Below are 12,375 nucleotides of genomic sequence, written 5' to 3' on the forward strand. Positions count from 1 at the left end.
GTCGTGGCAATTCGCGCCGATTACGCGTTTCTTGTGATCATGCGCAGAATTCGGACCAGGCGACTCGGATTGTCGGCGCTCGTGGTGATCACGGCCGCCGCGGTGGGTTTCGTGCCCGCGCACGCCGACGGCGACGCGCCCGCCCGCAAGCAGCGCGCCGACGTCGCGGCCAAGGACATGCGGGCGGATCTGGACACGTCGCCGGCCCGACTCGCCCGCGCGGAGACCGCGTACGCCGAGGCCGTGGCGGCCCAGCCGGGTGCGCAGGCCGCCTTGGACGCGGCGCGCGTGCGGGTGGCCCAGGCGCAGGCCCGGACCGCCGAGCTCGGGCACGGCGTGGACCTGGCCGAGGCCGCGGTGCGCACCGCGGAGGCCGAGCTGCACGACGTGGCCGCGTCGACCCAGGCGGTGCGCGACGACGTCACGCGGCTGGTGGGTCGGGCGTACCGCAACGGCGGGATGGCCCAGTTGTCGATGATCCTGCGCGCGCAGACCCCGGCCGAGCTGCTGAGCAGCCTCCAGGGCTACCGGCAGATGCTCCAGGCCGACCACGAGACGATCGCCCGGCTGGAGCGCACCCGCGACGCGATCGACGTGCGGCGGGCCGAACTGGAGCGGCGCCGCGAGGAGGCCCGAATCCGGCACGCGGAGGCCGGGCGGCATCTGGCCGAGCAGGTCGCGCTGGAGAAGACCGCGGCCGACGCGGCGGCGAAGGTGACCGCGCTGGCGGCGCAGCGCGAGGCCGCGCTGACCACGGCGCGCGAGGAGAAGGCGGCCGACCAGCAGCGCTACGAGGCGACCCGGATCGAGCAGAAGCGGCTGACCGAGCTGGTGAACCGGCGCAATGCGCCGGCCCGGACGGCCGGCCGCCCGGCGGCGTCCTCGAAGCAGGGCGGCGCGCTGTCGTACCCGGTGCGCGGGCCGGTCAGCTCGGGCTTCGGGATGCGCTACCACCCGATTTTGGAATACACGAAGCTGCACACCGGCACCGACTTCGCGGTCCCCGAGGGCACCTCGGTGGGCGCCGCCCGCGCGGGCACGGTCGTGCAGACCGGCTACAACGCGGCGTACGGCTACCGCGTGGTGCTCTCGCACGGGCGCGTCGGCGGGGTCGCGCTGACCACGACCTACAACCACCTGTCCCGGATCACCGTGCGCGAGGGGCAGCGACTCTCCCGCGGCGAGCAGGTCGGCCGATCGGGCAACACGGGCTGGTCCACCGGCGCACACCTGCATTTCGAGGTGCTCGTGGACGGTGACTTCGTCGATCCGGCGCTGTGGTTGTGAGGCCGGGAATGCGGCGGTGGTGAGACCGGGACGGCGGCGGGGACGACCGGGGCGGAAAGACCACCCACCCGGACGGGTAATGAGCTTGCGGCCATGCGCGAGAATGCAGGGATCATGGCGAAAGAGACCGGGCGCAAGCTCATCGCGCAGAACAAGAAGGCGCGGCACGACTACCTCATCGAGGACACCCTCGAAGTCGGCCTCGTCCTGACCGGCACCGAGGTCAAGTCGTTGCGGGCCGGCAAGGCGTCCCTGGTGGACGGCTACGCGAGCATCGACGGCGGCGAGGTGTGGCTGCACAACGTGCACATCTCGGAGTACTCGCAGGGCACGTGGACGAATCACGCGGCGCGGCGCAAGCGCAAGCTGCTGCTGCACCGGCACGAGATCGACAAGCTGGTCCAGGCGACCCAGGAAACGGGTCACACCCTGGTGCCGCTCAGCCTGTACTTCAAGGACGGTCGGGCCAAACTCGAACTGGCGCTGGCCAAGGGCAAGAAGAACTACGACAAACGACAGACCCTGCGCGAACAGCAGGACAAGCGCGAGACGGACCGCGTGATGTCGAAGTACGTGCGCGGCCGCCGGCAGTGACCCACCGGGAATCGGCGGTGACCCATCGGGAATGAAGTGGACCGGTCCGACGTTGGACCGTACGATGTGCGTGGTTCGGGCCGAGCAAGTGTGGCGGGTCGGGCCGTCGAGCAGGACACCCGGGTTCCTCGGAGCCTCGGTGGTTGCTTGAAAATTCAATAGGGGGTGATCGGTTTCGACTGCGGCTGTCGAAGCAGAGGAAGCGAGCCGAGGAAGCGACAATGATCTCGTTAACCACCTGTCGCAAACAAATAATCGCCGATACCAAGCGCGATTCCTTCGCCCTCGCTGCCTAAGCGAGTATCCGAAGGTGTCAGACCGGGTGCGTCCCCGCCCCGGATCCTGGCATAATCTAGGGGACTCCACCGTACGACCCGGTTACGGGGTCATGCGGGACAAAAAACAGTAACTGGGCCCGTCGGTGTCTTGTCCACGTGAACACCGGGGCCGAGAAAATCGTTGTGGACTGCGCTCGGAGAAGCTCTGGTTCCGCACCGTAGGACGCGGGTTCAATTCCCGCCACCTCCACCCCTGTTGACGAGAAGGCCCGGTGTGCTTGCACACCGGGCCTTCTCGCGTGCCCGTTCGGGCGGGGGCACGGGTGCGACCCGTGCCCGGAAAACGACGAACCGGCGGCCCCTGAGGGACGCCGGTTCGTGATGTCGAGGACACCGACCCGCCAATGCTCGCCTCTCGGCAAGTGGTCCCTCGTAGGGACTAATGGTTGGGCCCGGGGGCTTGGATCGAGCCGGTGTCGTTGAACAGCGTAACCGACCACTCGCCGGCGTCGGAATGATCGGCGAAGGACGAGGATCACAGTTTGCGAGGCCGCTCGCGACGGGTAGGACGGGCCGCGCCGCGGCCCCCGGAACCGCCCGTGTCCACGAAGTGAGACCATCGAGGGCGATGCGACGCCGTGGGAAACGGGCGTCGCAGCGATCGGAGGAGAAAGAGTTCATGCCCGCAGCGCCCAGCGCCTCGTACTCGATCACGGCTCGACTGGAGGTCCCCGCAGGGGGACCGTCGGTCAGTCGACTCACCAACACGGTCGAATCCGCCGGGGGGTCGATCACCGCGCTCGACGTCACGGCGTCCGGCCACGAGCGCCTGCGGATCGACGTCACGATCGCCGCGACCTCGACCGATCACGCCGACCGGCTCGTCGCGGCGATCCGGGAGATCGAGGGGGTCACCCTCGGCAAGGTCTCGGACCGGACCTTCCTGATGCACCTCGGCGGCAAGATCGAGATGCAGTCCAAGCATCCGATCCGCAATCGTGACGACCTCTCGATGATCTACACCCCGGGCGTGGCGCGAGTGTGTCTGGCCATCGCGGAGAACCCGGACGACGCGCGCCGGCTGACCATCAAGCGCAACACCGTCGCGGTGGTCACCGACGGCTCCGCGGTGCTGGGCCTGGGCAACATCGGCCCCAAGGCCGCGCTGCCGGTGATGGAGGGCAAGGCGGCCCTGTTCAAGCGGTTCGCGGGGATCGACGCCTGGCCGATCTGCCTGGACACCCAGGACCCGGACGAGATCGTCCGGGCCGTGCAGGTGATGGCGCCGGGCTTCGCCGGGATCAACCTGGAGGACATCTCCGCACCGCGCTGCTTCGAGATCGAGCGCCGGCTGCGCGAGACGCTGGACATCCCGGTCTTCCACGACGACCAGCACGGCACCGCGATCGTGGTGCTGGCGGCGCTCACCAACGCGCTGCGGGTGGTCGGCAAGAAGATCGAGAATGTGCGCATTGTCATGTCCGGCGCGGGTGCGGCGGGCACGGCGATCCTCAAACTGCTCCTGTCCGCGGGCGCAGGCCACGTGGTGGTCGCGGACGTGCACGGCGTGGTGCACACGGGTCGTACGGACCTCGGCGAGGACCTGCGCTGGGTCGCCGAGCACACCAACGAGCAGGCCCTCACCGGCACCCTCAAGGAGGCCGTGGTCGGTGCGGACGTGTTCATCGGCGTGTCGGCGCCGAACGTACTCGCCGGCTCCGACATCGCCGCGATGGCCCCGGACTCGATCGTGTTCGCGCTGGCCAACCCGGATCCCGAGGTGGACCCGGCGGCGGCCCTGGAGCACGCCGCGGTGGTCGCCACCGGCCGCAGCGACTTCCCGAACCAGATCAACAACGTGCTCGTCTTCCCCGGTGTCTTCCGAGGCCTGGTGGACGCGCAGAGCCGGCACATCACCAACGACATGCTGCTCGCCGCCGCGCGGGCACTGGCGTCGGTGGTCTCCGACGACGAAGTGAACCCGAATTACATCATTCCGAGTGTTTTCCACCCGGAGGTGTCCGCCGTGGTGGCCGCGGCGGTGCGGGACGCGGTGTTGGCGGAGCGTCAGAACCCTGCGGGATGATCGTCGTACTGTCCGTACGGATCCCGGTTGCAGGGGCCCCCGAACGGCCCCGTAATCTGCCGGAACCGCGAAATCACGGGGCTTTCCCAGTGATTTCGCGTGTCCTTGATTAGCTTCCGGGCATGGATGAGTGCAGGATTCGTCCCCGGGGCAAGAACAGCGAGTTGGACTGAACCACGTTTGCGACCACGTTCGTGGTCGTCGGCGGAGGTCAGCAAGACACGGGAGTGACACATGAACCGCAGTGAGCTGGTGGCCGCCCTCGCGGAGCGCGCCGACGTGACCCGCAAGGACGCGGATGCCGTACTGAGCGCGCTCGCCGACGTCGTCGGCGAGATCGTCGCCAAGGGTGACGAGAAGGTCTCGATCCCGGGCTTCCTCACCTTCGAGCGCACCCACCGTGCCGCCCGCACCGCGCGGAACCCGCAGACCGGTGACCCGATCGACATCCCGGCCGGCTTCGGCGTCAAGGTTTCGGCGGGCTCGAAGCTCAAGGCCGCGGCCTCGGGCAAGTAAGTCCGTAGCGCCCCGGTGGAGAACCGGAAGGGCGGCTTCCCCTCGGGGAAGCCGCCCTTCCGGCGTTGTCGGGTCCACCGGGACCGTTTCCGGCCCTCCTCGGGCCCCTGTGGCCCCGGGAAGGGGCATCGGGGCCCGAGCGGCCGGGTGGAAATCGCTAGGCGACGCTCTCGGTGACCCGCATCGGCAGCTCCACACGAGCGCCGAGCGCCTCCAGCTTGGCCTGGAAGTCCTCGTAGCCGCGCTCGATCAGGTCGATGCCGGTGACCCGCGAGGTGCCCTCCGCGGCGAGCGCGGCGATCAGGTACGAGAAGCCCGCACGCAGGTCCGGGATGTCCAGGTCGGTCGCGTGCAGCTTGGCCGGCCCGGAGATGACCGCGGAGTGCTGGAAGTTGCGCTGGCCGAAGCGGCACGGCGTGCCGCCCAGGCACTCGCTGTACAGCTGGATCGTGGCACCCATCTGGTTGAGCGCGGACGTGAAGCCGAGCCGCCGCTCGTAGACCGTCTCGTGCACGATGGACAGCCCGGTGGCCTGGGTCAGCGCGACCACCAGCGGCTGCTGCCAGTCGGTCTGGAAACCGGGGTGCACGTCGGTCTCCAGCGCGATGGCGTTCAGCGGGCCGCCCGGGTGCCAGAAGCGAATGCCCTCGTCGTCGATCGAGAACGCGCCGCCGACCTGACGGAAGACGTTCAGGAAGGTCATCATGTCCAGCTGGCGGGCGCCGCGGACGTAGATGTCACCGTGCGTGGCGAGCGCCGCGCAGGCCCAGGAGGCGGCCTCAAGGCGGTCCGGGAGGGCGCGGTGGTCGTAGCCGCCGAGCTTGGACACGCCGGTGATCCGGATCACCCGGTCGGTGGTCACCGAGATGATCGCGCCCATCTTCTGGAGCACGCAGATGAGGTCTATGATCTCCGGCTCCACCGCCGCGTTGGACAGCTCGGTGGTGCCCTCCGCGCGCACCGCGGCGAGCAGCACCTGCTCGGTGGCGCCCACGCTCGGGAACGGCAGGCTGACCTTGGTGCCCTTGAGGCCGTTGGGCGCCTCGATGTAGAGCCCCTCGGGACGCTTGGTGATCACCGCGCCGAACTCGCGCAGCACGCTGAGGTGGAAGTCGATCGGTCGGTCGCCGATCATGCAGCCGCCCAGGTCCGGGATGAACGCGCGGCCCAGTCGGTGCAGCAACGGTCCGCAGAGCAGGATCGGGATCCGGCTCGAACCCGCGTGCGCGTCGATGTCCGCGACGTTGGCCTGTTCGACCTGGGTCGGGTCCATCAGCAGCTCGCCGGGCTCCTCGCCGTCGCGGACCGCCACGCCGTGCAGTTGCAGCAGGCCCTTGACGATGCGCACGTCGCTGATCTCCGGGACGTTGCGCAGTCGGCTCGGCGCCTCGCCCAGGAGCGCGGCCACCATCGCCTTCGGCACCAGGTTCTTGGCGCCCTTGACGCGAACCTCGCCCTCAAGCGGGGAACCGCCGTGAACCAAGAGCACGTCGTCTTGCATGAATCCTCGCACTTCTGTGGGTACCGAAGCCGACAGGGGAGATGGGCCGACAGCGCTACACGGTAGTCGGATCCGCCTTGCTCCCGTGCCGACTCGTGGAGCCGAAGGGCCCGGAAAAAAGGGTCGTTCGGCCCGTGACCGAAGGGGTGGGATGGCCGGGAACAAGCTCGCGTACTGGGCATTCGCGGGAGCGGTGCTGGTGAATCTGGTCCTCCTGTTCAATCCGGGCAGTCCGGGGGACCCGACGCCGTTTGTTCCGCATCGTGACAAGATCGTGCATTTTCTCTCCTTCGCGGCCATTGCCTGGACCGGTCGGCGTGTCGGAATCGGTCCGCTCGTGCTGGGCGCGGCACTTGCGGCACACGCCGTGGAGAGTGAACTGATCCAGCACTTCCTGCTGCCGCACCGCAGCGGGGACCCGTGGGACGTGGCCGCGGACCTGCTCGGTAGCACCGGCGCGCTCGTGTTCGCCGGCCGACTTCCTCGCGGGGTGGCGCACCACGACGCGGCGGTTGCGGGATCATGACCCCATGACCGAGGTAACGCTCACCGGACGCCTGCTCGTGGCCACGCCCGCGCTGGCCGATCCCAACTTCGACCGGTGTGTGGTCTTCCTACTGGAGCACGACGAGGACGGCACCCTCGGCGTGGTGATCAACCGGCCCAGTCCGGTGGACGTCAACGACGTGCTCGTGCCGTGGTCCAAGATCGTCAGCGAGCCGCCCGTGGTCTTCCAGGGCGGCCCGGTCGCGATGGACTCGGCGCTGGCCATCGCGTCGGTGCCGGGCGGCGCCGAGCCGCTGGGCTGGCGTCGCGTGCACGGCGGCCTGGGGCTGGTCGACCTGGACGTACCGCCGGAACTGGTCGCCGCCGACTTCGGCTCGATGCGGGTCTTCGCCGGCTATGCGGGTTGGGGGCCCGGGCAGTTGGAGACCGAACTCAAGTCCGGCGCGTGGTACGTGGTCGACTCCGAGCCCGGCGACGCGTTCACGCCCACGCCGGACCGGCTCTGGCGGGCGGTACTGCGGCGGCAGGTGGGCGAGTTGGCCATGGTCGCCACGTACCCGGAGGATCCGACGCTGAACTGACGTCGGGCCGGGGCGGATCGGGGCTGCGATCGGGTTGCGGTCGGGCTGCGATCGGGGCTGCGATCGAGGCCGCGACCCGGGTGTGCGCCGGCCGGGGCGGGGCGGGACGCGCGCGTGATCCAACGCGCCGTTGGGTGCCGCCGGCGTCTGGCTATCCTGGTGGGTATGACCACTCCCCAGAGCTTCCCGGAGCCGGAGCACGGGACGGGCACCGGCACGCTGATCGAGGAGACGCCGAAGCTCTCCCACGGCGACGGTGACCACGAGCGCTTCGCGCACTACGTCCAGCGCGACAAGATCATGGAAAGCGCGATGTCCGGGAGCCCGGTCATCGCCCTTTGCGGCAAGGTCTGGGTGCCGGGTCGCGACCCGAAGAAGTACCCGGTGTGCCCGATGTGCAAGGAGATCTACGAGACGATGCCGGCCGGCGGGGCCGGTGGCGACAAGGACAAGAGCGGTGGCAAGAGCGGCGGCAAGCAGTAGTCGCCGAGGTACACGCAGGTCGCTGAGGCGTCGGCCGGAACGGCCGACGCCTCTTGCATGGGCGGGGTGTGCGCGGGTCGAGTTGTTGGCGGGCCACACGCCGACCGGATGGCGCCGCCGACCGACCGGCCCGGCGGCGGCCCGAAGGCCTGCCGCCCGCCGGCTTGGTCGCCCGTCGGCCGGTCCGCCCATCGGTCGCCCACCTGCCCGCCCGCCTGCCTGTCGGCCCGCCCGCCTGCCTGTCGGCCCGTCCGCTTGCCCGCCGGCTCGCTTGCCGGCCCCGACCGCGCTCGCCTGCCGGCCCTCCGGCTCGCCCGCCTACTCGCTTCTCGCCAGTCCGCGCGCCCGCTCGCCTGGCCGCCGGCTCGCCCGCTTGTTTGCTCGTCCGCCGACCCGCCTGTCTGTTCGGCTGGCTCGCCCGCGTCCGCCCGCCGACCGGCCGGCCCGGACGCCGACCCGCCGGCCTGCCGGTCCGGCCGCCGGTCCGCAGGTCCGTTCGCTCGTCAGTCCGCGCCGCCTGCCCTCGCCTGTTCCGCCGGCCCACCGGCTCGGCCGCTTGCCCGGGAGCCCCCGCTCGCTCGCCTGCCCGCAAGTCCGCCTGCCCGCCTGCCCGCTCGCTCGTCCGCTCCGCCCGACCGGCCGTTCGTCGGCCGGCGCGTACGCCGCTCGGTTCGGTTGTTTTGTTTTGGTGGAGGGTTGGGGTTTGCGGCTTCGGGGTGGGTCTGTGGGGGACTGGTCTGGTGCGGGGGTGGTGTGGTTTCGGGTTGGTTCAAATCTCGGTGGGGACGGCCCGTTGGAGGGTGCGTGGCAATAGGGTGGGCGGCGCTGTGGACGCGACGATCTTGATGCCGCTGTCGCTCGACGAGGCCGTGGATGCCCTCGCGCGCGATCCCCGGGCACTGCCGGTGGCCGGAGGGACCGACCTCATGCCCCGCGTCAACGCCGGAACGGTGCGACCGCCGGCCCTGGTGGGCCTGGCGAAGGTCGCCGACCTGCGGCGGTGGGGTTACGAGGGCGACTTCGTCATGCTCGGCGCCGGACTCACCTGGGCCCGGCTCGCGGATGCCGACCTGGCCTCGCTCGTCCCCGCGTTGGCCGCCGCCGCCAACGAGGTGGGCACCGCGCAGGTGCGCGCGATGGGCACCCTCGGCGGCAACATCCTCGCGAGCGGCCGAGCCGCCGACTCGCTGCCCGTACTCGCGGCCCTGGAGGCCACCGTGTCGTGCCGTTCGCCGGGCGGAGTGCGCGAGGTCGCCCCGCACCTGCTCGCGCCCAAGGCGGGTGCGATCGCCGAACAGCTTTTGCGCCCGGGGGAGTTGATCACCGGAGTACGGGTGCCGCTGCTGCGCGGCGTGCAGGAGTTCGTCAAGGCACCGGTGGGCGGCGGGCGGCACCTGACCCTGGCGCTGGTGGCCGGCCCCGTGGTCGGCGACGTGCGCTGCGCGGTCGGCGGGGCGCATCCCGGTCCGGTACGCGCGTTCGAGGCCGAACAGTGGCTGGCGGGACGGATGGACCCGCACACGGGTCGGCTCGCGGACCCGCGCGACGCGGCCGACTTCGGCCGGCTGGTCGCGGACGAGGTCCGGCCCGACGCGGAACAGCGGGCCGCCCGGGCGCACCTGCGGCACGTGGTCGCGGTGTGCGCGCGGCGCGCGGTACAACGGGCGTTCGGCGGATGAGCGGCCCCGGGTTCGACTTCGACGCGGTCCCCACGACGTCGTACATCCTGCGCGTCAACGGCGAGGCGCGGCTGATCGAGAACGCCTGGATCGGCGAGAACCTGCTGTACGTCCTGCGCGAGCGGCTCGGCCTGCCCGGCGCCAAGGACGGCTGTGGACAGGGCGTGTGCGGGACCTGCACGGTGCACCTGGACGGGGTCGCGGTGTCCGCGTGCCTGGTCGCGGCGGCCACCCTCGGCGACCGTGAGGTGCGCACCATCGAGGACCTGGACAAGGACCCGGAGACCGCCGAGGTGCAGCGTGCGCTGGTGGAGTCCGGCGCGGTCCAGTGCGGATACTGCGTGCCCGGAGTGGTCGCGTCCGCGTGTGCGCTGCTGGCCCGTGGGTCGGAGCCGGGCGAGGTGGAGATCCGGCGTGCGCTGGACGGGCACCCCTGCCGGTGCGCCGGGCCGCATCCGATGGTGGACGCCGTGCGCACCGCGGCGCGCCGACGCGCACCGAGCGAGACCCACTCGACGATGATGTTCAACGTGATCGCGCCGCCGGCGGCCGGCGGCACCGAGTGATCGGCGAGACCAAGTGATCGGCAAGTCCGCACCGCGCCCCGACGGAGACGCCAAGGCACGGGGACGGTTCTCCTACACCGGCGACCTGTGGGCGCCGGGCCTGCTGTGGTGCGTGCTGGTGCGCTCGCCGCACCGACACGCGCGGATCCTGGGCGTGGACGCGGCCCCGGCCTACGCGGTGCCGGGCGTACGCGGCGTGGTCACCGCGGCGGATCTGCCGCCGGGCGCGTGCCACGGTGTGATCGTGGCGGACCGGCCGGTGCTCGCGGACGGCGTGGTGCGCTTCGCCGGGGAGGCGGTTGCCGCCGTCGCCGCGGAGACCCTGCACGCGGCGCGGGCCGGCGCCGCGGCGGTGCTGGTGTCGTACCAGCCGTTGGAGGCCGCCTCGGATCCCGAACACGCCTTCGCCGGACCGCCGTTGCATCCGGACGGCAATGTGCTGCGGCACATCGCGCTGCGCCACGGCCGACCGGTCAAGCTGCGCCGGGACGGTACGCCGGTGGACGAGGTGGTGGTCGAGGGGCTGTACGAGGTGCCCGCGCAGTACCAGGCCAACCCGGCCACCGACGCCGCGCTCGCGCTGCCCTCGCCGGACGGCGGCGTCGAACTGCACGTGGCCTCGCCGTACCCGCACGCGGACCGGGACCAGGTCGCGGAGTGTCTGGGGCTGCCCGCCGGGATGGTCCGACTGATGCCCACCGGCGTGGGCGGCTCCTCGGGCACACGCGAGGACGTCGGACTGACCGCCGTGGTCGGGCTGTTGGCGCTGCGCACCGGCCGGCCGGTCAAGGCGGTGTTGGAGCGGGACGAGTCGTTGCGGCTGGGCGGCCATCGGCACGCGGCGCGGATGAAGTACACCCACCGGGCGGACCGGGACGGCCGGCTGCTCGGCGTGGAGGCGCAGATCATCCTGGACGGCGGCGCGTACGCGGGCGTCTCGGCGGAGGTGATCGGGCGGCTGATCGGCTGTGCGGCTGGGCCGTACATGGTGCCGTACGCGGTGGTCGACGCGTGGGCGGTGCGGACCAACAATCCGCCGGCGGGGGCGATGCGCGGGCCCGGCGCGGTGCAGGTGTGCTTCGCACACGAGGCGCAGATGGACAAGCTCGCGGACGCGCTCGGGATGGACCCGGTGGAGTTGCGGCTGCGCAACGCGCTCAGCTCCGGAACGATGTTGACGACGGGTCAGGTGCTGGACGGGCCGGTACCGGTGGGCGCCGCGCTGCGGGCGGTGGCGGAGGCCGCGCCGCCGCCCGCGCCGCCCGCGCCGGGGACGTTGCGCGGGACGGGGTACGCGGTCGGGCTGATGCCGCTGCTGGGGATCGAGGGGGCGGACGAGTCCTCGACGGCGACCGTGCGGCTCGACGGCGGCGTGGTGACGGTGACGTGCGCGGCGGTCGAGGTCGGGCAGGGCTTCGTGACGCTGGCGCGGCAGATAGTGGACGAGGTGCTGGGGGTGCCGGACGCGATCGTGCTCCAGGCCGGCATCGCGCTGCCGACGGCGGGGGCGCCGGGGGTGGGGCGGCATACGTGGCTGACGGCGGGCGCGGTGGAGCAGGCGGCACGGGAGATCCGCGAGCGGCTGTTGGCGCCGGTGGCGGCACGCTACGGGATGACGGCGCGGTTGTTGGACGTGCGGGAGGGGCGGATCAAGTCCTACGACGGGCTGATCGACCTGTCGGTGGACGCGATGTACGAGGACACCGCGACGGTGACCACGGCGGGTGCGTGCCGGGCGCCGAGCACCGAACCGCTGGACGACGCCGGGCAGGGCAACGCCTATCCGGCGGTGGCCTTCTCGGCCTGTCGCGTCGTGGTCGACCTGGACCCGGAACTGGGCACGATCCGGGTGGTGGACGTGACCGGCGCCTACGACGCGGGGCGGGTGCTGGATCCCGCGCAGGCCCGGGTGCGGGTGGAGAGCTCGGTGGCGATGGGGCTCGGGCTCGCGCTGACGGAGGACATCGAGTTCGCGTGGTCGCCGCCGGGGACGTGGGACGTGCCGCCGGTGCGGGTGGCCGCGTGGATCGAGGAGCCGCAACCGGGCGCACCGTTCGGCGCGAAGGGCCTGGGCGACGCGGCCATCGTGCCGGTGCCGGCGGCGGTCGCGGCGGCGGTGCGGGATGCGACCGGGTTGGAACTGCCGCGGCTGCCGCTGCGGCCTCGGGACGTGGTGGTGGATTAGGGGGCGTGGGGGCGGGACCGGGTCGCGGGGGCTCGTGCGTGTCGGCGTGGTTGACAGGCCGCGCCGATTGCATTGATAAGTAGGTTGATATGGCAGGGTCTAGGCTGTCTCG

11 protein-coding genes and 1 other RNA gene are annotated in these 12,375 nt (G+C 71.5%); 11 read left to right on the forward strand and 1 reads right to left on the reverse strand.

Annotated features, from left to right (window positions below; all coding sequences use genetic code 11):
- The first annotated feature begins 39 nt into the window (after positions 1–39).
- The 5 genes from ACZOOI_RS18770 to ACZOOI_RS18790 all read left to right on the forward strand — a co-directional run bounded on the left by ACZOOI_RS18770 (position 40) and on the right by ACZOOI_RS18790 (position 4,761).
- On the forward strand, positions 40–1,287 hold the full coding sequence (locus tag ACZOOI_RS18770) for a peptidoglycan DD-metalloendopeptidase family protein (protein ID WP_465276951.1): 1,248 nt from the start codon (positions 40–42) through the stop codon (positions 1,285–1,287).
- Positions 1,288–1,401: 114 nt separating this feature from the next.
- Complete coding sequence (gene smpB / locus ACZOOI_RS18775) at positions 1,402–1,881, forward strand: SsrA-binding protein SmpB (protein ID WP_026218821.1); 480 nt, start codon at positions 1,402–1,404, stop codon at positions 1,879–1,881.
- Between the two features lie 161 nt (positions 1,882–2,042).
- Positions 2,043–2,412, forward strand: a transfer-messenger RNA (tmRNA) gene (gene ssrA / locus ACZOOI_RS18780).
- A 426-nt stretch (positions 2,413–2,838) separates the two neighbouring features.
- On the forward strand, positions 2,839–4,245 hold the full coding sequence (locus tag ACZOOI_RS18785) for an NAD-dependent malic enzyme (protein ID WP_391589007.1): 1,407 nt from the start codon (positions 2,839–2,841) through the stop codon (positions 4,243–4,245).
- Positions 4,246–4,479: 234 nt separating this feature from the next.
- Positions 4,480–4,761 carry an HU family DNA-binding protein gene (locus ACZOOI_RS18790; RefSeq protein ID WP_355539945.1) on the forward strand — a complete coding sequence of 94 codons (282 nt, stop codon included), beginning with the start codon at positions 4,480–4,482 and terminating at the stop codon, positions 4,759–4,761.
- A gap of 157 nt (positions 4,762–4,918) precedes the next feature.
- Here ACZOOI_RS18790 and murA read toward each other — a convergent pair whose 3' ends face one another.
- Positions 4,919–6,262, reverse strand: coding sequence for a UDP-N-acetylglucosamine 1-carboxyvinyltransferase (gene murA, locus ACZOOI_RS18795; protein WP_465276952.1), 1,344 nt, complete (start codon positions 6,260–6,262; stop codon positions 4,919–4,921).
- A 151-nt stretch (positions 6,263–6,413) separates the two neighbouring features.
- On the opposite strand from murA, the gene ACZOOI_RS18800 reads away from it, so the two are divergent.
- The 6 genes from ACZOOI_RS18800 (at position 6,414) to ACZOOI_RS18825 (ending at position 12,263) form a co-directional block, all read left to right on the forward strand.
- Entirely contained in the window at positions 6,414–6,788 is a 375-nt protein-coding gene (locus ACZOOI_RS18800) for a VanZ family protein (RefSeq protein ID WP_465276953.1), read from the forward strand.
- Positions 6,789–6,792: 4 nt separating this feature from the next.
- Positions 6,793–7,350 (forward strand): YqgE/AlgH family protein, encoded by a 558-nt coding sequence (locus ACZOOI_RS18805; RefSeq protein WP_391589004.1) that lies wholly within the window; start codon positions 6,793–6,795, stop codon positions 7,348–7,350.
- A gap of 165 nt (positions 7,351–7,515) precedes the next feature.
- Complete coding sequence (locus tag ACZOOI_RS18810; RefSeq protein ID WP_355546342.1) at positions 7,516–7,833, forward strand: DUF3039 domain-containing protein; 318 nt, start codon at positions 7,516–7,518, stop codon at positions 7,831–7,833.
- Between the two features lie 845 nt (positions 7,834–8,678).
- On the forward strand, positions 8,679–9,512 hold the full coding sequence (locus ACZOOI_RS18815; RefSeq protein WP_465281235.1) for an FAD binding domain-containing protein: 834 nt from the start codon (positions 8,679–8,681) through the stop codon (positions 9,510–9,512).
- On the forward strand, positions 9,509–10,078 hold the full coding sequence (locus ACZOOI_RS18820; RefSeq protein ID WP_391589003.1) for a (2Fe-2S)-binding protein: 570 nt from the start codon (positions 9,509–9,511) through the stop codon (positions 10,076–10,078). The genes ACZOOI_RS18815 and ACZOOI_RS18820 overlap by 4 nt, the downstream gene beginning before the upstream one ends.
- 13 nt (positions 10,079–10,091) lie before the next feature.
- On the forward strand, positions 10,092–12,263 hold the full coding sequence (locus ACZOOI_RS18825) for a xanthine dehydrogenase family protein molybdopterin-binding subunit (protein ID WP_465276954.1): 2,172 nt from the start codon (positions 10,092–10,094) through the stop codon (positions 12,261–12,263).
- The last annotated feature ends 112 nt before the right edge of the window (positions 12,264–12,375 follow it).

The organism is Embleya sp. L77, assembly GCF_055557415.1.

Bases quoted from the DNA above. Each gene is read 5' to 3' on its own strand.
- ACZOOI_RS18820 (WP_391589003.1), top strand. From the start codon at position 9,509: ATGAGCGGCCCCGGGTTCGACTTCGACGCGGTCCCCACGACGTCGTAC.
- ACZOOI_RS18800 (WP_465276953.1), top strand. From the start codon at position 6,414: ATGGCCGGGAACAAGCTCGCGTACTGGGCATTCGCGGGAGCGGTGCTG.
- murA (WP_465276952.1), bottom strand. From the start codon at position 6,262: ATGCAAGACGACGTGCTCTTGGTTCACGGCGGTTCCCCGCTTGAGGGC.
- ACZOOI_RS18810 (WP_355546342.1), top strand. From the start codon at position 7,516: ATGACCACTCCCCAGAGCTTCCCGGAGCCGGAGCACGGGACGGGCACC.
- ACZOOI_RS18815 (WP_465281235.1), top strand. From the start codon at position 8,679: ATGCCGCTGTCGCTCGACGAGGCCGTGGATGCCCTCGCGCGCGATCCC.
- ACZOOI_RS18785 (WP_391589007.1), top strand. From the start codon at position 2,839: ATGCCCGCAGCGCCCAGCGCCTCGTACTCGATCACGGCTCGACTGGAG.
- ACZOOI_RS18770 (WP_465276951.1), top strand. From the start codon at position 40: ATGCGCAGAATTCGGACCAGGCGACTCGGATTGTCGGCGCTCGTGGTG.
- ACZOOI_RS18790 (WP_355539945.1), top strand. From the start codon at position 4,480: ATGAACCGCAGTGAGCTGGTGGCCGCCCTCGCGGAGCGCGCCGACGTG.
- ACZOOI_RS18805 (WP_391589004.1), top strand. From the start codon at position 6,793: ATGACCGAGGTAACGCTCACCGGACGCCTGCTCGTGGCCACGCCCGCG.
- smpB (WP_026218821.1), top strand. From the start codon at position 1,402: ATGGCGAAAGAGACCGGGCGCAAGCTCATCGCGCAGAACAAGAAGGCG.